The organism is Microvirga flavescens (assembly GCF_003290125.1).
Classification (GTDB): domain Bacteria; phylum Pseudomonadota; class Alphaproteobacteria; order Rhizobiales; family Beijerinckiaceae; genus Microvirga; species Microvirga flavescens.
This window is the reverse complement of record NZ_QMKH01000006.1, coordinates 55,670-75,932: the sequence shown is the minus strand read 5'-3', so window position 1 is coordinate 75,932 and position 20,263 is coordinate 55,670. Positions and strand designations below refer to the sequence as shown.

The window sequence follows — 20,263 nt, the reverse complement described above, 5'->3', positions numbered from 1 at the left end:
CAGCCCATGAACAATGGGTTGGCCCTCGTGTCATGGCCGGGCCTGTCCCGGCCATCCACGTCTTCCCACGTCGTCGCGGAGCAAAGACGTGCGGCGCCTGTGTTGTGGAGATCGGAGATTTCACTGCCGGCCAGCGCCGATGTTTCGCGCCCGCCAACTTCTATCGAGGCCAATGCGGCGTCTCATCGAGCTTGCTAAACGCCCCCTTCCCTTCGCAGGCCCACAAAAGAAAAGCCCCGGCAGGTGCCTGCCGGGGCTGATGGTGTCCAGGAGCGTTTCTCTTAGACGATAAAGATGTCCTTGGCGGTAAGCAGAACCTTCTTGGAAAGCTTGGCGATCTCCACCATCTCGCCCTTCCCCGAGCCGTCGGCATCGTAATAGAGGACGCCCTTCTTGTAGATGATGTAGTCGTTCTTATCCCTGGCCTTGTTCAGAGAGAAGTTCTGCGCGTTCAGTTGCAGCGGTGCGGCCTCTGATCCAAGCGCGCCCAGCTTCTTGAAGATGGCGTTGTCGAGCCAGATCTGATCTTCGCCGACCGTGAAGTCGGCGATCGTGTCGACATTCGTCTCCTTGTTCAGTTTCTTCGTGAACACGAAAGCGTCGATGCCGGCACCGCCATACAGCTTGTCCTTGCCGTCTTCGCCGTAGAGCTTGTCGTCGCCGGCACCGCCCTTGATGGTGTCGTTACCCTTGCGGCCATAGATGGCGTCGTCCAGATCCGTGCCGATCAGGTTCTTGTTGTTTTTATTGGTGCCAAACAGGTAGTTGGTCTCGTCGCGGATATCGATATTGAAGGTCGATGCCGTGCTCACCGCATCCTTGCTGTCGGTCGCCACGACCGTGATCGTGTGAGACTTGGCCACCTCGTAATTCACGCCGGCCTTGAGCACGATCTTGTTGCCGTCAATCGCGAACAGATCGATAGCGCCACCGGTCAGGCTGTAGGTGATCGGCCCATCCGGATCCGTCGCGCTGAGCGTACCCACGACCGTGCCCGCCTTGGCATATTCGCTCAACGGCGCGGCCTCCAGGGTCGGGCCCGTCGGAGCCCCGTTCGGCGGGCTCTTGTCGGTGATGTCAGTCACGACCTGAAGGCTCGTGTCGATGCCGCCGGACACAGGCGTCGTATGAGCGCCATCCTTCACGGTGAGCGTGAAGCCGGTGGTCTCCGTCGAGCCGGACGTCGCATCCGGACGGTTCGCCGGGTCGAACTTCAGGTTGCCTAGGAAGGTGGTGAGAGTGCCCGCCTTGCCGGTGAAGGTGTAGACCTTGAGCGGGTCGCCCATGCCACCACCCAGCACGCCCCAGCTGACGGTGAGATCATCAGGCAGCGTGGCCGGCAATACCAGATCGCCATGAGCATTGGCGAACGAGATGGTCAGGGTGAGCGTGTCGTCCTCGATGCCGTCCACCACCGTCACGCCGGCAAACGGAGTGGCCTGTTCGCCCGTATCCTTAGCCGTGAACGAAGTCGGTCCTGTCACGGACAGCGTCGGCGCCGTATTGGTCAACCCGGACACATCGTTGACGACGACGGAGACCGTCGTTGCAGTCGCCGACTGCGCGCTGCCATCCGTGGCTCTCACAGCATAGCTGAAAGTCTGGCTCGAACCTGTCGTGACCTGGATCTTGCTCGGATCATTGACCTGCACCTGGTAGACGCCGCCCACCAGCACGATCTTGAATGCCTCGTCGGCGCTGATCGTGGTGCCGGTATCGGCGAACACGTAACCCGGTGTCGTGCCGTCCGGATCTGTAGCGCCGCTCAGCGTGCCCACCAGGGTATTCCGGCCCGCCGTCTCATTGATCGCCGCGCCTGCCGTATAGACCGCCGCTGTCGGAGCCTCGTTCACGTTACCGACATAGATCTTGACGTCGGTTGCACTGGAGGCCTGACTCGCCGGATCTTTGGCGACCACCTGGACCGTGTAGAACTTGCCGAACTTGTCGACCTGAAGATCGGTCGCCTCATAGTCCAGCGTCACACTGCCGGCCAGCGTGATCTTGCCGTCGGCGCTTATGACGAAGCGGCCGCCCGGATTGCCGCCCGCAGCGAAATCGTAAGTGACGCCCGTGCCTTCCGGGTCCACCGCACCGCCAACCTGCACCAGCACGTCGCCGGTATTCGTGTTCTCATCGACAGACGGCATGCCCGTATAGGACGGGGCGCTCGGTTTTTCGTCCACGTCGTTGATGTAGATCTTCACCGGCGTCACGGCGGAGGTCAGCGTACCATCGGAGGCCACGACCTGGACGGTGAAGTACTTCTTGCCCGTGCCTGCCTCAAGGGTGAGGCCGGTAGCCGTCTCAAAGTCGACGGCGCCGTTCAGGGTGATGACACCGGTCGCAGCATCGATGCTGAAGCGGCCGCCAAGAGTATCGACGAGCGAATAAGTCAGGGTCTGGCCATAATCCTGGTCGGTTGCCTGCACCTGGGCGACATTCGTGCTGCCGCTCTTGTTCTCGTCAACAGTCGCCACCACGCCCATGACGACAGGCGTGGTCGGCCTCTCGTTCACGTCGTTGATGTAGATCTTGATGGAGGTCGTTGTGGAGGTCAGCGAGCCGTCGGAGGCCACGACCTGGACGGTGAAGTACTTCTTGCCCGTGCCTGTCTCAAGGGTGAGGCCGGTAGCCGTCTCGAAGTCCACGGCGCCGTTCAGGGTGATGACACCGGTCGCAGCATCGATGCTGAAGCGGCCGCCAAGGGTATCGACGAGCGAATAAGTCAGGGTCTGGCCGTAGTCCTGGTCGGTTGCCTGCACCTGGGCGACATCAGTGCTGCCGCTCTTGTTCTCGTCGACAGTCGCCACCACGCCCGTGACGACAGGCGTGGTCGGCCTTTCGTTCACGTCATTGATGTAGATCTTGATGGAGGTCGTTGAGGAGGTCAGCGAGCCGTCGGAAGCCACAACCTGGACGGTGAAGTATTTCTTGCCCGTGCCTGTCTCGAGAGTAAGACGCCCCTCCGTCTCGAAGTCCACGGCGCCGTGCACTGTAATGACACCCGTCGTCGGATCGATGCTGAAGCGCCCGTCAAGATCGTCAACCAGGGAATAAGAGACAGCGCTGTAGTCATCGGTCGACAGCACCTGGGCAACAACCGTGTCGCTTGCCGTGTGCTCGTTGACGCTTGCCACCGCACCCACGGTCGCCGGAGCTGTCGGGGACGTGTTCAGCGGCTGACCCAGGTCGAGGACCGTTCCATCGCCGAACTGGATGAAGCGGATGTTCTTGAGGATGTCCGAGCCATCACGATCCGCCTGCGTGTCGACAACGGTGTAGCTGCCATCGGCGTTTTTCGAGATTACGTAATCCGCGCTGAGGCCGGAGAAAACGGCTGTGTTCACGCCGCCCTTGCCGTCGAGGACATCGTTGCCGCCCCCGCCCTGCAGGGTATCGGCCCCTGTGCTGCCCGTGATCGTGTTGTTCAGCGCGTTGCCCGACAAGCGGTAACCGGCATCGCCATTCGCTTCCAGAACCTCGATCTCGGCCCCGAGGGTGTAATCGAAGCTGACCCTGACCGTGTCCGTGCCGCCTCCAGCAAGCTCTTCCACCGTATCGCCGGCATGACGCAGGATGTAGACGTCATTGCCACCGCCACCGCGGAGGATGTCGTTACCCTCGCCCGGGGCGCCCGTGCCGCCGCCGTCGATGGTATCGTTTCCGCCGTTGCCCTCGATGATGTTGCTGAGGGCATTGCCGGTAAGCACAAGATTACCGCTGCCGGTCGCTTTGAGGTTTTCGACATAGGCCCCCAGGGTAAAGTCGACCGAGGTGATGACCGTGTCTATGCCGCCCGCATCGCCGCCATTGCTGCTGGTTTCGACGACCTGGTCGTTGATGTTGTCAACGATGTAGGTGTCGTTGCCGGCCCCACCCTTGAGGATATCGGCACCAGCTCCGCCGTCGAGGGTGTTGTCGCCCACATCGGCGATGATGATGTTGCTCAGGCTGTTGCCGGTCAGTCGACCGACCGCCACGCCGGATTGCGCCCGCAGTTCCTCGATGGAGGAGCCTTCCTTCAGGGCGTAGTCGATCGCCGTCGTGACGATGATCGTGTCGAAGCCTTCGTCCGCAGCCTCATTGACGACATCGCCTTCGTTGTCGACCAGGTAGACGTCATCGCCCTTGCCACCTTCCGCGGTGTCCGCGCCGAGCCCTCCATCGATCATGTTATTGCCCTCATTCCCTTTAATCAGATTAGCGAGTGAATTTCCTGTGAGGCGAATGGAGCCGGCGCCAGCCTTGGCCGTGAGTGCCTCGACGTTCTCTATGCCCTTCAGGCTGAAAGACACGGAGGTGACCACCGTGTCGAAGCCTTCGCCGAAAGCTTCCTCTACAACGGTGCCGGTATCGTTGACCAAATAGGTGTCGTCGCCCTTGCCGCCGCGCAGCACATCGTCGCCCTTGCCGCCGTCGAGCGTATCGTTGCCCCGAGCGCCGATCAGTGTGTTGGCGAAGGAGTTGCCGGTGAGCGCAATGCCGGTATCGACGCCAGCCTGAAGCACCTCGATGGACAGGCCTTCTTCGAGCTTGTAGCTCGCATCGACGATAGCGGTATCTGTGCCCTCGCCATCCTTCTCGACAATCTTGTCGCCCGCGCGCACCACATAAACGTCGTTGCCGACGCCGCCCTGGAGCACGTCACCACCGCCACCGCCGTCGAGAGTGTTGTCACCCGCATCCGCGATGATGATGTTGCGCTGGCTGTTACCCGTCAGCTTACCGACAGCGACACCCGTTCGGGCCCGCAACTCCTCCACATGGGAGTTTTCGGTCAGGGTATAATCCCCTGCGAACGTCACGATGACCGTATCGTAGCCTTCACCCTCGTCTTCGACGACATCGTCTGAGCTATCGACATAATAGAAGTCGTCGCCAAGGCCGCCGCGCATGGTATCTGCACCACCGCCGCCCCGAAGCACGTTGTCTCCCTCGTTACCGATGAGGGTATTCGCAGCCGCATTGCCGGTGAGAACGAGATCGCCCGCGCCGGCGGCCGCCTGCAACGTCTCCACATTGGCGGCGATAGTAAGGTCCACCGACGTGATGATGATATCATTGCCCCCGCCGGCACCTTCGACCACCACGTCATTGGCCCGGCGAACGTAGTAGGTATCGTCACCATCGCCACCGACGAGGCTGTCGCCCGGACCGTCAGTCGTTCCACCGCCGTCGAGCGTATCGTTGCCGGACGCCCCGATGATGGTGTTGGCCAGTTCATTGCCCTTCAGGGAGAAATCGGACGTCCCTTCGCTCTGATCCGCCTGGAGCACTTCGAGCGAAGCGCCGCCATTCAGGGTGTAGCTGCTGTAGACGACGGCCGTATCGTGGCCTTCGCCGACGATTTCATTGACGATATCACCCGTCCGCAGGTGATAGACATCATCACCCTTGCCACCGGTGAGCGTATCGGCCTCACTGTCCCGGCCACCGTCCAAAACGTTGGCCGCATCGTTGCCGATGATCTCGTTCTTGTAGCGGTTACCGGTCAGATCAATGGCGCCGGCACCGTTCGCCCGCAGAACTTCGATCTCCGCATCGGGGGCGAGAGTGTAGCTGACGCTTGTCAGGATCGTGTCTTTGCCTTCGCCTTCCAGCTCCACGATGGTGGCAAGGGTGTCAGTCACCACATAGACGTCGTCACCAGATCCGCCTTTCAGCGTATCCTCGCCGCCCGCGCCGATCAGCGTGTTGGCCCGTTCGTTGCCGATCAGGGTGTTGGCAACACCATTGCCGGTGAGAACGATGCCATCGATGCCGGCAGCAGCCTGCAGACTCTCGACATTTGTCGCGATGGTATAGCTGACATCCGTGATGATGCGGTCGGAGCCCGACGCAGCATCCGAGCCTTCCACGACTCTGTCGCTGGCGCGATGGACGTAGTAGGTATCATCACCATCGCCACCGATGAGAAGATCGGCCGGATCGCTTGCAGAACCGCCACCATCCAGTGAGTCATTGCCAAGCGCGCCGATGATGGTGTTGGCGACCTCGTTGCCCTTCAGCGAGAACTCCGTCGTTCCCTTGCTGGTATCGGCCTGCAACACCTCAATGGAGGCACCGCCGTCGAGAGTATAGCTCTCATAGACGATGACCGTATCCGTCCCTTCGTCGGCATTCTCTTTGACGATGTCGCCAGCCCGCACATAATATGTGTCGTTGCCCAAACCACCGGCGAGCGTATCGGCCACGGCATCATCGCCGCCGTCCAGAACATTGTTGGCGCTATTGCCGATGATCTCGTTGCTGCCACGATTGCCGGTCAGGTTTATCGCAGCCGTTCCAGTCGCCTGCAGAACCTCGATCTCCACATCGGGAGCAAGAGTGTAGCTGACGCTTGTGAGGATCGTATCCTTGCCTTCACCTTCAAGCTCTACGATTTTGGCCAGGGCATCGGTCACCACATAAACGTCGTCGCCCGCGCCGCCCTTCAGGGTATCGAGACCACCCCCGCCGACAAGAGTATTGGCGAGCTTGTTACCGATGATCGTGTTGGCGTTGGAGTTTCCTGTGAGCGTGATGCCCTCGAAACCCTCGCTCGCCTGAAGCGTCTCGATATCCGAGAAGAGCGTGAAGCTATAGTCCGTATAAACGATGTCGGAGCCGCCCCCGGCATCTTCCATGACGATCACTCTGGGGCGGTGAACATAGTAGACGTCATCGCCCCCCGAGCCGGACATGACCAGGACACCGGAGCCCTCGGCAGCGCTCTCCAAAGTGTCGTTGGTGACACCGCCGTCTATCACTATGACCTCGGTGTACTTACTGCCCCTGATATGAAAGGATTTTGCGCCTCCCGTCGGATCGCCGTATATCTCTTCGACGGACACCTCGGGGTCGAGGAGGCAGTCGACCTGCGTACGGATCGTATCCCTTCCCTCACCGGGATTTTCTATGATGATATCGCCGGCCGAACGGAGGATGTAGGTGTCGCTCCCCTTGCCGCCTGCCAGAGTGTCAACCGCAGTATCCAGGCCGCCGTCGAATACGTCAGTGCCATTACCGCCAATGAAGTGGGTGGCGAACTCATTGCCGACGATATAGCTGTTCGATAAGGTTCTAACGACCTCGATTTCGCTACCTGCCTCGAGTCGCCATTGATCAATACCGGAACCGGAGAAGTAGACTTCGTCCCAACCTCCACCGACCGCCTCGATCACTCTGGTTGTCGGAATTGCGAAATAGACGTCGTTGCCCGCTCCGCCATAGAGCTCGTCCCATCCGCCTGCGCCATTAATGGTATCGTTGCCGCTGCCGCCGATGATGGTGTCGTTACCATCGGCCCGACCTGTCAGATTCAGCCCCTTGGTAGTAGCGCCGACCTCTAGGATCTCAACACCGGTGGGCAGGGCGTAATCGACAGTGGTGATGATCCGGTCGACACCAAAAGCCCCATCTGCTTCTACGACGACATCGCCCGTATTGTAGACATAGTACGTGTCGTTGCCGGCTCCGCCAACGAGCCTGTTCCTGGTGCCTGCGAAATCACCGCCGTCGAGAGTGTCATCCCCATCTCCCCCGTTGAGCGTGTCGTTGCCGCCCCCGCCATTGAGTACGTCATCGAGGTTGGTGCCGGTGTGGGACTCGTCGGCGTCAGTTCCCGTCCAGATTTCACCTGTCACTGAGGCTGCCGGCACATAACCGTGCGGCATGCCGACGACGGAATACGTCGCCGATTTGCTCAAGTTTCCAAAGCTCGGCTCCGAAACAGCCAAAGCTGTCTCATCGAACTGGATCGTGTGATCGGAAACACCACTCTCCAGACCTATCACGGCAAGGTCTGGGCTCTTCAGTTCTGAGATCGCCTGAAATCCGGGTTTCTTGCCCTTTAAATGCGAGCCCGCCATGCTGAATCCCTCAACTGCGACCAGGAAAAATGAGGATATTTTTCCTTACGATATAACATCTCCAACAAAGACTAATTGCCCTCCTGAAGAGCGCAACATTTTAAAACGATATAACAAACCTCGCCCCAGGAAAGATTGCACATAAGCAAGCAACCAGCCAAGAAAATCTCTATTTTTCAATCTATTGAAGATCTAAGAAATCATTCCGCATCATCAAAATTTGCAAAATTGCAAGACTCTAGATAAAACTTCTAGGCGCCCTCACACTCCCCTTTCAACCTCCTGAACCAGTCGGCCCACCATGTCGCAAAAATGTGGTGCCGTCTCACGCGGCACTCACCCGATTGAACGGAGATCGGAGTCCGCAAATCACCCCGCCCTCAACCGGCCGAGAGGGAAACAGCCGCGAGAGCGCAGGCGCGCCTTCTCATCCATGCAGACAGGAAGATCTCTCTTACGTCGCCGCGCTTCCTCGACAATGTCAAAGCGGCCTGACCACGATCCACAATGAAACGGGGTGTTTTTACCATTCCTTAACGGCAAGCCAGGACCCGGTCTCTTCTCAGGTGGAAAGTGGCAGGCTACAGTGTTCTTGCTGTTGCAGCATTCGTGATGAGAACAGACCTTCCAAGGGGCACCACTTCCATGAAACGTTTATCTCTGCTGGCCATGACGGCCCAGCTCGCATTGCTCGGCGCGACGGGCGCCGCCCTGGCGCAGGACGCGAGCGCTATCGACGTCCGAATTCTTGCGATCAATGATTTTCACGGCAACCTGCTGCCTCCCGGCGGCATCAAGATCCGAGATCCGAAGGACCCCTCCAAGCAGATCACCGTGCCCGCGGGCGGCTCCGAGGCCATGGCGACCCTGGTCAAGCAGCTCAAGGGCGCCAATAAGAACTCCATCTTCGTGGCGGCAGGCGACCTGATCGGCGCGAGCCCGCTGCTCTCCGCCCTCTTCCATGACGAGCCGACCGTCGAATCGTTGTCGCTCATGGGCCTCGAGGCCTCCGCCGTCGGCAACCATGAATTCGACGAAGGCAAGGTCGAGCTTCTGCGCATGCAGAACGGCGGCTGCCACCAGAAGGACGGCTGCGCGGGCCCGCGTCCGTTCACCGGAGCCAAGTACAAGTACCTCGCGGCCAGCACCATCGACACGGCGACCAACAAGCCGGTCCTGCCGCCCTACCACGTTAAGGAGTTCGAGGGCGTTCCGGTGGCCTTCATCGGCCTGACCCTGAAGGACACCCCCAGCATCGTCATGCCCTCGGGCGTGGCCGGCCTGAAGTTCGAGGACGAAGCGGCGACCGTGAACGCCCTCGTTCCGGAAATCCGCGCCAAGGGCATCGAGACCATCGCGGTCCTGATCCACGAAGGCGGCTTCCCGACCGGCGACTACAACGAGTGCCCCGGCATTTCCGGCCCTATCGTCGATATCGTCAAGAAGCTCGACAAGGCTGTCGATCTCGTCATCAGCGGCCATACGCACAAGGCATATAACTGCCAGATCGACGGACGCCTCGTCACCAGCGGCGACAAGTTCGGCTCGGTCGTCACCAACATCGACATCAAGATCGACCGCAAGACCCGCGATCTCGTGCAGGCCAAGGCCGACAACGTGATCGTGGCGACGGAGACCTATGCCAAGGATCCCGAGCAGACCAAGCTGATCGAGGAATACCAGAAGCTTGCGGCCCCCCTCGCCAACCGCGTCGTGGGAATCCTGAGCGCCTCGCTGACGAAGGACGAAAGCCCGTCGGGCGAGACCACCCTCGGCAACCTCATTGCCGACTCGCAGCTTGCTGCCACCGCAACCGAACGTGACGGCCGCGCCGTCATTGCCTTCATGAACCCGGGCGGCGTCCGCACGGACCTTCCCAAAAAGGACGAAGGCAAGGTCACCTACGCCAATCTGTTTGCGGTTCAGCCCTTCGCCAACTCCCTGGTGACGGTGGATCTCACCGGCGCGCAGCTCAAGACCATGCTGGAACAGCAGTGGATCAACCAGCCCAAGCCCCGCATCCTGCACGTCTCGAAGGGCTTCACCTATACGTGGGACAATGCCCGCCCCGTCGGCGACCGCGTGCTCCCGGATAGCCTGAAGCTGAACGGCAAGCCGATCGGTGCGGAAGAAAGCTACCGCGTGACCATCAACAACTTCCTGTCCGATGGCGGCGACGGTTTCTCTGTCCTCAAGCAGGGCAAGAACCCGCTCTACGGCCTCTTCGACATCGATGCCTTCTCCGCCTACTTCGCCGGCAACAGCCCGATCGCGCCGGTGGCACTGGATCGCATCACGCGCCTCAACTGAGACGCTTCGTCGGATAGCGAAAACGAAAGCCGGGAGCGCGAAAGCCTCCCGGCTTTTTTCATCCCCGCATTTTCGTCAGGCGGGCGGATTGCCGTCCTTGATAACGCTTCTGATCTGCTGGCGAAGCTCAGGCGTATCCTGATGCTTGTGAAAGGAGATCGCGTGTTGAACGGCGGCCTCGACGAGCTCGTTCTCAGTATCGGCCACCATGGCGAGGCTGCATTTCTTGTCGCTGGAGATTTGCCTGCAGTCGATGTACTTGCGTCCCATAGCGTCCCTCCATGTCGTTGTCAGATTGCTTCGATGAGCGTGCAATTCAGATAGGAGATATTTGGGCTCGTAGCTCTAGGGGACAATACTTTCAGACGGCACCTCATTGCCTCAGGACCAGACATCATGACGGACATCACCCGCGTCGGCGTCGCTGCCCGCTACAGCGATCTCGTGATTCACAACGGCGTCGCCTATTTCTCCGGCTACGTTCCGGAGACCACCCTTGGCCAATCCGTGACGGCGCAAACCACGGACGTGCTCGACCAGATCGCGCAGTCTCTGGCCGAGATCGGCAGCGACAAGACGAAGATCCTGCGCGCCACGATCTGGCTGACCGACATGGGCTCCTACGATGAGATGAATGCGGTCTGGGACCGCTGGGTCGTCCCCGGCCATACGCCTGCACGGGCCTGTGTGGAATCGAGGCTGGCGAACCCGCAATACGCGCTGGAAATCCAGATCACCGCCGCCGTGTGACGAACGCTGTTCTCATGCGCTCTTGGTCTCCAGCCTGTCGCCGCGCAAGCTGCGGTTCGAGAAGGTGATCGTCACCGGCGAAAAGCTCGGCGCGGCCATGCCCTCCATGCTCGAGAGGGCCTGGGCGTTCCCCGGCATCACGGGGACGTCGATCAGAACCTCCCTGCAGCCGAATTCATCAGCCAGCTCCTGCACTCCGGAGAGCACCCTGGCGTTCACTTCCTCGCCCGGAAGGCGACTGACGATGAGGTCCGTGATGCGCAGGCACGCATTCGAGCGTCGATCCTGGCAGACGGCATAGGCGAACAAGGCATGCATGACGCCGCGCCGGTCTCGCACGGCCATCAGCCCGCCCTGCCCGGGTTTGCGCCGGGCGAGGCGCCGGACAAAGGCCAGCCAGTTCTGCAATGTCACCGCAGGATCGAACATCCGGACCAGCGGATAGGCCAGATGCGCTTCTTTCGGAGACAAGGGGGCGACGTGAAACAGATCCTGCATGCGAAAAAGGAATGTCCAAAGGAGCCGCACCATCCCACAGGGCAGGACCTGCGACATTGATGCAGGTCAACCGTGCGCCTCGGTTGAACCTTCCCCGATAATCTGTGCTAATAGGAATTCGGACATCAGCGGGGCCCGGCCTTGGAGCGAACAGAAACGGCACAGCAGCGGGCCGATGCGCCTGCACGCGGTTCAGGTTGCCTGCACAGCCTCGGCGCCAGCGCCTGCGCGGATTGCCGGGTGCGGCAGATCAGCATCTGTTCCGCCCTGGACGATCACGAACTGACCGAGATCGACGCCTTAAGCCACCCGACCGCCTTTGCCGCCAAGGCCACTCTCTTCTCCCAGGACGACCCGGCAAGCGCCGTGTTCAACATCACCGAAGGCATGGTGCGGCTCTACAGGCTCCTGCCGGACGGTCGCCGTCAGATCGTGGGCTTCGCCCTTTCCGGCGACTTCCTCGGGCTTGCCCTCCTCGACCGTTACGGCGTCTCGGCTGATGCCATCGTCGACACCAAGGTCTGCCGATTCTCCCGCAGCACCTTCACGGCCTTCCTCGACAAAAAGCCCCATCTCCTGCGCCGCCTGCACGAATTCGCCAGCCATGAGCTCAGCCTCGCGCAAGACCAGATGGTCCTGCTCGGCCGGCGCACGGCGGACGAGCGCGTCGCCGCCTTCCTGATGAGCCTTGTGGAGCGCTTTGCCCGAATCGGGCACACCTCAATCACCCTGCCGCTGCCCATGAGCCGGCAGGACATCGCCGATTTCCTCGGCCTGACCATCGAAACCGTGAGCCGGACCTTCTCGAAGCTCGCCAAGAGCGGCGCCATTGTCGTCGTGCCGGAAGGCGTGCGCCTCACAAACCTCCCGCAAATCAAGGCATTGGCGACCCGGTAGCGACCTGGCCGCCCCTGCCCGAAGCAGGGCCGTTTTGACTTACATCAATGCCGCGCCCCTGTTATCCCCTTAGAGCCTCGTTCTAAGGGTGAAGCTTAGTGCCTCGCCCTTGAAAGAAGGTTCGAGGCCCATGACGCAAGCGGCAACATCCCAAAAAAGCATGACCTTCGGCGAGGCGGGCTCCGCCCTTGCCTTCGCGGCGCTGGCACTTCTGTGCATCATCATCGCAGCGAAGGCCCATACGCCGGAATACGCATTCCACGCTTACCTGTTCGCCGCCGCCAGCGGCTGGGCGGCCTTCAAGATCGTGGACCGTTATTACGACCGCCCGGCCCTGTTGCCGCCGCTGACGATCAACGGCAAACCCAACTACAACATGGGGCCGGTGAAGTTCGCCACCATCGCTGGCGTATTCTGGGGCGTGGCCGGCTTCGTGATCGGCCTTCTCATCGCATCGCAGCTCGCCTTCCCCGCGCTGAACTTCGACACGGCGTGGCTCTCCTTCGGGCGCATGCGGCCGCTGCACACCTCGGCGGTCATCTTCGCGTTCGGCGGCAACGTGCTGATCGCGACCTCCCTCTACGTGGTGCAGCGCACCTCGCGCGCGCGTCTCGTTGGCGACATCGCCCCGTGGTTCGTGGTGCTCGGCTACAATTTCTTCATCGTCATCGCGGGCACGGGCTACCTGCTCGGCATCACGCAGGGCAAGGAATACGCCGAGCCCGAGTGGTATGCGGATCTGTGGCTCACCGTCGTCTGGGTCGCGTATCTCCTCGTGTTCCTCGGCACGGTCATGCGCCGCAAGGAGCCTCACATCTATGTGGCGAACTGGTTCTACCTCGCCTTCATCCTGACCATCGCCGTCCTGCATCTGGGCAACAACGCCACGATCCCGGTCTCGATCTTCTCGCCCAAGAGCTACATCGTCTGGGCGGGCGTGCAGGATGCGATGGTGCAGTGGTGGTACGGCCATAACGCGGTGGGCTTCTTCCTCACCGCCGGCTTCCTCGCCATCATGTACTACTTCATCCCGAAGCGGGCTGAGCGTCCGGTCTACTCGTACCGGCTGTCGATCATCCACTTCTGGGCGCTGATCTTCCTCTACATCTGGGCCGGCCCGCATCACCTGCACTACACCGCCCTGCCCGATTGGGCGCAGACGCTGGGCATGACCTTCTCGATCATGCTGTGGATGCCCTCCTGGGGCGGCATGATCAACGGCCTCATGACCCTCTCAGGCGCGTGGGACAAGCTGCGTACCGATCCGGTGCTTCGCATGATGGTGGTGTCGGTGGCCTTCTACGGCATGGCCACCTTCGAAGGTCCGCTCATGTCGGTGAAGGCGGTGAACTCGCTCTCGCACTATACCGACTGGACCATCGGCCACGTTCATTCCGGCGCGCTCGGCTGGGTGGCCTACGTGTCCTTCGGCGCGATCTACTGCCTCGTCCCGTGGCTGTGGAACAAGGAGCGCCTGTACTCCATGAAGGCCGTGAACTGGCACTTCTGGATCTCGACGCTCGGCATCGTTCTCTACATCTCGTCGATGTGGGTGGCGGGCATCCTGCAGGGCCTCATGTGGCGCGCCTACACGAGCCTCGGCTTCCTTGAATACTCCTTCATCGAAACCGTGGAAGCCATGCACCCCTTCTACGTCATCCGTGCTCTCGGCGGCGCGCTCTTCGTCGGCGGCAGTCTGATCATGGCCTGGAACGTCTGGAAGACGATCACGGCCGCTCAGGATGTCGCCGTCGAGGTAACGCCGGCTCTTGCCGCCGCTGAATAAAGGAAACGATCATGTCCCTCTGGTCCCGTCACAAAATCTTCGAGACCAACTCGATCATCCTGCTCATCGGCGTTTTGATCGTGATCTCCATCGGCGGTCTCGTGGAAATCGTACCGCTCTTCTATCTCAAGAGCACCATTGAGAAGGTGGAGGGCGTGCGGCCTTACACCCCGCTCGAACTCGCCGGACGTAACGTCTACGTCCGCGAGGGCTGCTACAACTGCCACAGCCAGATGATCCGCCCGCTACGCGACGAGGTGGAGCGCTATGGCCATTACTCGCTGGCCGCCGAGAGCATGTATGACCGGCCGTTCCAGTGGGGTTCCAAGCGCACGGGTCCGGATCTTGCCCGCGTCGGCAACAAGTATTCGGACGAGTGGCACCGCGACCACCTCAACGACCCGCGCGCGGTGGTGCCCGGCTCCATCATGCCGAGCTATCCCTGGCTCACGCAGCGCGAACTCGAGCCGTCTCTCGTCGCGGATGACATGAAGGTCCAGGCGGCGCTGGGCGTGCCCTACTCGCCCGAGATGATCGCCAAGGCGGCAACCGACCTGCGCACGCAGGCGACCACCGACGATCCGGACGCAGCGGCGCTCGCCTCGCGCTATCCCAAGGTGCAGGCGCGCGACTTCGACGGCAATCCCCAGCGTCTCACGGAGGCCGACGCCCTGATCGCCTACCTGCAGATGCTGGGAACGCAGGTCGACTTCAAGCTCTACGACAACAAGGCGAACGTTCGCTGAGGAGTGGAAGAGATGTCCGACACGTACAAAACCCTCGCAGAATTCGCCCAGACCTGGGGGCTCCTCTACTTCGTCGCGGCTTTCCTCGCGGTGCTGGTCTATGCCCTCGCCCCCTCGCGCAAGAAGCGTTTCGAAGACGCGGCGCGCATCCCTCTCAAGGAGGATTGATCGATGGCCCACGACACGCACGAACAGGTCGATGCCGTCACCGGCGTCACCACGACCGGGCACAGCTGGGACGGGATTTCCGAACTCAACAATCCGCTTCCGCGCTGGTGGTTGTGGTCCTTCTATCTCACCATCATCTGGTCCATCGGCTACTGGATCGTCTATCCGGCCTGGCCGCTCGCGGCTTCCTACACGCGCGGTTTCTTCAACTGGCAATCGCGTGAGGCCATCGTCGAAGATCTCGACGCCCTGAAGGCCCAGCGCGCAGGGATGACCGCGAAACTCGCGCAGACCTCGCTTGAAGACGTCACGAAGAATCCCGAGTTGTTCGCCTTCGCGCGGGCTCAAGGAAAGGCCGCCTTCGGCGACAACTGCGCGCCCTGCCACGGCGCGGGCGGCGGCGGCGCCAAGGGCTACCCGAACCTCAACGACGACGACTGGCTCTGGGGTGGCACTTTGGCGCAGATCGAACACACCATCCGCTACGGCGCCCGCTCCACGAACGACAAGGGCCATCAGGGCTCCATGCCCGCCTTCGGTCGCGACGGCATGCTGAAGCGCCCTGAGATCTCCAACGTTGCGGATTACGTGCGCAGCCTCTCCGGCCTGCCGGTCGAGAAGGGCGCGGACCTCACCGCCGGGGCCAAGGTCTTCGCGGATAACTGCGCCGCCTGCCACGGCCCCAAAGGCCAAGGCAATCAAGAGCTTGGCGCGCCGAACCTGACCGACAAGATCTGGCTCTTCGGGGCAGACAAGGCGGCCATCATGGAAGGTCTCACGAATGGTCGCGGCGGCGTGATGCCGACCTGGCACGAGCGCCTCGACGACACGACCATCAAGGCCCTGACCCTCTACGTTCACTCGCTCGGCGGCGCACGCTAGCACTGTCGACGAACAATCTGACGATTTGAGCGGCCGGTGGCGCCCCCACCGGCCGCTTTTCATTGACTCAGATCAAGGCGTGGCAGCAGGCATGGGCCTATTCGAAAGTCGAACCAATCGAGATGATTTCGGCGGAATCAATGGCTGACGCTCCCCTTGCCTCCAATCTCGCCACGCCGGAACCGGCTGGCGAAGACGATGCGCCCCTCTACGTCGCGCGCAAGGCCATCTATCCGCAGGCGGTGAAAGGCCAGTTCCGCAGGATCAAGTGGATCGTGCTCGCGATCACGCTGGGCATCTACTACTTCCTGCCCTTCATCCGCTGGGACCGCGGCCCGAACGCCCCCGACCAGGCGATCCTGGTCGATCTCGCCAACAACCGTTTCTACTTCTTCTTCATCGAGATCTGGCCGCAGGAAGTCTATTACATCACTGGCCTGCTCATTCTGGCCTCCCTCGCCCTGTTCCTGATGAACGCGGTGGCGGGGCGTCTGTGGTGCGGTTATCTCTGCCCGCAGACGGTCTGGACGGACCTGTTCTATTCCATCGAACGCCTGATCGAAGGCGAGAAGCGCGACCGCATCCGCCGCGAGAAGGAAGGCCGCAAGCTGGAGATCTTCTCGCTTCGTCTGCTCAAGCACTCCATCTGGCTCATGATCGCCTGGTGGACCGGCGGTGCGTGGGTGCTCTATTTCGCGGATGCGCCGACTCTGGTCAAAGAGCTCGCCACCTTCCAGGCGCCGATGATCGCCTATATCTGGATCGGCATCCTCACCTTTACGACCTACACCCTCGCCGGTTTCATGCGCGAGCAGGTCTGCACCTACATGTGCCCCTGGCCGCGCATTCAGGCGGCGCTCACAGACGAATACGCGCTCAACGTCACTTATCGCTATGATCGCGGCGAGCCGCGCGGCTCGGCGAAGAAGAACGACGCCCTGCGCAAAGCGGGCGTTCCGGCTGGCGATTGCGTGGATTGCGGCCAGTGCGTCGCCGTGTGCCCCACGGGCGTCGATATCCGCAAAGGGTTGCAGCTCGATTGCATCCAGTGCGGCCTGTGCATCGATGCCTGCGACACCGTGATGGCGAAGATCGGCCGCCCCACCCGCCTCATCGCCTACGATACGGACATGAACGTACAGGCCCGCATCGAGGGCCGCCCGGAGGTCCGGCGCATCCTGCGTCCGCGCACCGTGCTTTATGCCGGACTGATCGCGCTTGTTGGCGCGGTGATGATCTCGGCGCTCGCCTTCCGCAACAACGCGGATCTGAGCGTGCTGCACGACCGCAACCCGATGTTCGTGCGCCTGTCCGACGGCTCGATCCGCAATGCCTACACGGTCCGCGTCGGCAACAAGCACCTCGACGACCGCCGTTTCGCCCTCACCGTCACCGGGTTGAACGCGCCCAAAATCGACATCGTCGGCGGGGAAATCGACTCGCAGGGCCGCGCGGTCCTGACCGTGAAGCCCGACCAGACGCTCGAAGCGCGCGTCCTCGTCACCGCGAGCGACAACACCCTTGAACCTTCGACCACACTGACGTTCACTCTGACGGATCTCTCGAGCGGCGAAACCGCTCACGCGAGCGACCATTTCAAGGCGCCATGATTGAGGACACTGCGATGCCGACAACCCTCGCCCCCAAACGCGCACCGCGCCCCCTCACCGGCCGCATGGTCCTTGCCTGCCTGTTCGCGTTCTTCGGCACGGTCTTCGCCATGAATGCGGTGATGGTGCGTGTCGCGACCTCCACCTTCGGCGGCGTGGAGACGGAAAGCTCCTACAAGGCGGGCCTGACCTTCAAGAAAGACGTGGCGATCGCCGAGGCGCAGGACGCCCTGCATTGGAAGGTCGAGGCTAATCTCCGCCCCGAGGGCGAGGCTACCCGTGTCACCGTGAATGCGCGTGATGCCGAGAGCCGCGCATTGACCGGGCTCGATGTCCAGGTGCGGCTGTCCCATCCCACCGACCAGCGGCGGGACGTCATCCTCAAACCCACGGAAACAGCCCCCGGCGTGTTCGAGGCCACGATGCCCGTTCCCCACGGCCAATGGGACATCGTGCTCGATCTCAAGCGCAAGGACGAAACTGTCTTCCGCTCCAAGAGCCGCGTCACGATCTAGGAGCCCCTTTCGATGGCCGAGACCCTCGATCTCTCCATTTTCGTCAAGCACGAAGACAACGGCACGGCCCATCTCGACCTTGCCGTCGAGGGGATCGACTGCGCCGCCTGCATCGACGAGATCGAAAGCGGCGTCCTGCGCCTGCCCGGCATCGTGGATGCGCGGCTGAACTACACCAACCATCGTCTCGCGGTGGAATGGAAGGAGGGCGAAGTCGCGCCCAGCGCCGTGGTGGAGGAATTGCGGCGGCTCGGCTACCGGGCCCACCCTTTCCAATCCCGCCTGGTGGAGGAGGAAGAGGCGCGCCGCGCGCAATGGCTTCTGAAATGCCTTGCGGTGGCAGGCTTTGCCTCCATGAACATCATGCTGCTCGCGGTCTCCGTCTGGTCCGGCAACGTGACGGACATCACGCCGGAAACCCGCGACTTCTTCCACTGGCTCGCCGCCCTCATCGCCCTGCCCGCCGTGGCCTATGCGGGCCAGCCTTTCTTCCAGAGCGCCATGAAGGCCCTGCGCAACAAGCGCACCAACATGGACGTGCCGATCGTCATCGGCATTCTGCTCGCGCTCACCATGTCGGTCGTCGAGACCCTGAACCACGCCGAGCACACCTATTTCGACTCGGTGGTGATGCTGCTCTTCTTCCTTTTGTGCGGGCGCTATCTCGATCAGGCCATGCGCCGCAAGACCCGCGCGGTGGCAGGCAATCTCGCTTCGCTCAGAGCCGAAGTCGCGCACCGCATCGATTCCACCGGCGAGATCGTCCTCATTCCCACCGCCGCCCTGCGACCTGACGACCGGGTGCTCGTGCGCCCTGGCGAACGCGTCGCCGTGGATGGCATCGTCATCTCCGGCTCCTCCGAGATCGACGAGAGCCTCGTGACGGGCGAAACCGCCCACCGCCCCACGCGGGCGGGCGATCAGGTCTACGCGGGCAGCCTGAATTACAACGGCACGCTGACCTTGCGCGTGACCGCAGCGGGTAAGGGCACCCTGCTCGATGAGGTGGAGCGGCTTCTCGAAAACGCCGCCGCCGCAAAGTCGCGCTACGTGCAGCTCGCTGACCGCGTGGCCCGTGCCTATGCTCCCGTGGTGCACACGGCGGCGGCGCTCACGGCGCTGACATGGATCGCCACCGGCGCAAGCGTGCATGACGCCATTCTCACCGCCGTCGCCGTTCTCATCATCACCTGCCCCTGCGCGCTGGCGCTCGCCGTGCCAGTGGTTCAGGTCGTGGCCTCCGGCGCGCTGTTTCGCGCGGGCGTGTTCCTCAACGCGGGCGATGCTTTGGAGCGGCTCGCCGCCGTCGACACCGTCGTCTTCGACAAGACCGGCACCCTGACCTTGCCCGACATGCAGGTGGTCAACGGCGCCGGCATCGCGCCCTACATTCTCGAAGCAGCGGCACGGATCGCACTTTCGAGCCACCACCCCCTCGCGGCGGCGGTGGCGCGGGCTGATGGCGATCGCCGCGCCTATGAAGGCGTGGTCGAAGAGCCGGGACAGGGCGTCCGCGCCGTCGTGGACGGTGTCGAGATGCGGCTCGGCTCGCCCGCCTTCTGCGGCCTCGAAAACGAGGCACGGGAGAGCGCGGCCCGCCATCCCGATTGCTCTCTCATCGCCTTCGCCTGGGGTGAGAAGCGGGCCATCCTGCTTGTCCGTCAGGCGCTGCGGCCGGATGCGGCATCCGTCATCGCGGACCTGTGCGCGAAGGGCCTCGATTGCCGCATCCTCTCCGGCGACAGGCCGGAAGCGGTCGCTCCGATTGCTGAGGCCCTCGGCATCTCCGTTTGGCGCGGCGGCGCGAAGCCAGCCGACAAGATCGCCGCGCTTGAAGAGTTGAAGAGTGAGGGCCGCAAGGTTCTGATGGTCGGCGACGGGCTCAACGATGCACCCGCGCTTGCGGCAGCTCACGTTTCGCTTTCCCCGATTTCCGCCGCCGACCTCACCCAGGCCCAGGCCGACGCGGTGTTCCTCGGCGACCATCTCGCGCCGGTTCTCGCCACCGTGGACATCGCGCAAAAGGCGCATCGCCTCATGCGGCAGAACCTGATGATCGCGCTCGTCTACAACCTCATCGCCGTGCCGCTCGCCTTTCTAGGCTATGTCACGCCCCTCGTCGCCGCGCTCGCCATGTCGGGCTCCTCGACCATCGTGACCCTCAACGCCTTGCGCGCGCGCAGCAACAAGAGCACCCTGCCCGCGCGCGCAGAAGCCGCGCCCGAGCTCGTTCTGCAAGGAGCATGAT

Annotated in this window: 13 protein-coding genes; 10 read left to right on the top strand and 3 right to left on the bottom strand. The window is 62.1% G+C overall.

Annotated features, from left to right (window positions below):
- Window positions 1-281 precede the first annotated feature (281 nt).
- A complete protein-coding gene (locus DQW91_RS12675; protein WP_112664016.1) occupies window positions 282-7,853 on the bottom strand; it encodes a cadherin domain-containing protein in 7,572 nt (2,523 codons plus the stop codon).
- Between the two features lie 645 nt (window positions 7,854-8,498).
- Here DQW91_RS12675 and DQW91_RS12670 point away from each other — a divergent pair.
- Window positions 8,499-10,163, top strand: coding sequence for a bifunctional metallophosphatase/5'-nucleotidase (locus DQW91_RS12670; RefSeq protein WP_112664015.1), 1,665 nt, complete (start codon window positions 8,499-8,501; stop codon window positions 10,161-10,163).
- Between the two features lie 75 nt (window positions 10,164-10,238).
- Here DQW91_RS12670 and DQW91_RS12665 read toward each other — a convergent pair whose 3' ends face one another.
- Window positions 10,239-10,433 (bottom strand): DUF1059 domain-containing protein, encoded by a 195-nt coding sequence (locus tag DQW91_RS12665; protein WP_112664014.1) that lies wholly within the window; start codon window positions 10,431-10,433, stop codon window positions 10,239-10,241.
- Between the two features lie 126 nt (window positions 10,434-10,559).
- On the opposite strand from DQW91_RS12665, the gene DQW91_RS12660 reads away from it, so the two are divergent.
- Window positions 10,560-10,913: a RidA family protein gene (locus tag DQW91_RS12660; protein WP_112664013.1), complete on the top strand. Its 354-nt coding sequence runs from the start codon at window positions 10,560-10,562 to the stop codon at window positions 10,911-10,913.
- A gap of 12 nt (window positions 10,914-10,925) precedes the next feature.
- Here the strand turns inward: DQW91_RS12660 and DQW91_RS12655 are convergent, their stop codons facing one another.
- Window positions 10,926-11,411, bottom strand: a complete 486-nt coding sequence (locus tag DQW91_RS12655; protein ID WP_198411861.1) for a hypothetical protein — start codon at window positions 11,409-11,411, stop codon at window positions 10,926-10,928.
- Between the two features lie 141 nt (window positions 11,412-11,552).
- On the opposite strand from DQW91_RS12655, the gene DQW91_RS12650 reads away from it, so the two are divergent.
- From DQW91_RS12650 to DQW91_RS12615, 8 genes are all read left to right on the top strand, one after another.
- A complete protein-coding gene (locus DQW91_RS12650; protein ID WP_112664011.1) occupies window positions 11,553-12,308 on the top strand; it encodes a Crp/Fnr family transcriptional regulator in 756 nt (251 codons plus the stop codon).
- 130 nt (window positions 12,309-12,438) lie between these two features.
- A complete protein-coding gene (gene ccoN, locus DQW91_RS12645; protein WP_112664010.1) occupies window positions 12,439-14,094 on the top strand; it encodes a cytochrome-c oxidase, cbb3-type subunit I in 1,656 nt (551 codons plus the stop codon).
- Window positions 14,095-14,105: 11 nt separating this feature from the next.
- Window positions 14,106-14,840, top strand: a complete 735-nt coding sequence (gene ccoO, locus DQW91_RS12640; protein WP_112664009.1) for a cytochrome-c oxidase, cbb3-type subunit II — start codon at window positions 14,106-14,108, stop codon at window positions 14,838-14,840.
- Window positions 14,841-14,852: 12 nt separating this feature from the next.
- Window positions 14,853-15,008, top strand: a complete 156-nt coding sequence (locus DQW91_RS12635; RefSeq protein ID WP_112664008.1) for a cbb3-type cytochrome c oxidase subunit 3 — start codon at window positions 14,853-14,855, stop codon at window positions 15,006-15,008.
- 3 nt (window positions 15,009-15,011) lie between these two features.
- The gene (gene ccoP, locus DQW91_RS12630) at window positions 15,012-15,890 is read left to right on the top strand and encodes a cytochrome-c oxidase, cbb3-type subunit III (RefSeq protein ID WP_112664007.1); all 879 of its coding nucleotides are present in this window, start codon (window positions 15,012-15,014) and stop codon (window positions 15,888-15,890) included.
- Window positions 15,891-16,030: 140 nt separating this feature from the next.
- Window positions 16,031-17,500: a cytochrome c oxidase accessory protein CcoG gene (ccoG, locus tag DQW91_RS12625; protein ID WP_112664143.1), complete on the top strand. Its 1,470-nt coding sequence runs from the start codon at window positions 16,031-16,033 to the stop codon at window positions 17,498-17,500.
- 14 nt (window positions 17,501-17,514) lie between these two features.
- Complete coding sequence (locus tag DQW91_RS12620) at window positions 17,515-18,015, top strand: FixH family protein (RefSeq protein WP_112664142.1); 501 nt, start codon at window positions 17,515-17,517, stop codon at window positions 18,013-18,015.
- A gap of 12 nt (window positions 18,016-18,027) precedes the next feature.
- On the top strand, window positions 18,028-20,262 hold the full coding sequence (locus DQW91_RS12615; RefSeq protein ID WP_112664006.1) for a heavy metal translocating P-type ATPase: 2,235 nt from the start codon (window positions 18,028-18,030) through the stop codon (window positions 20,260-20,262).
- Window position 20,263: the final 1 nt, after the last annotated feature.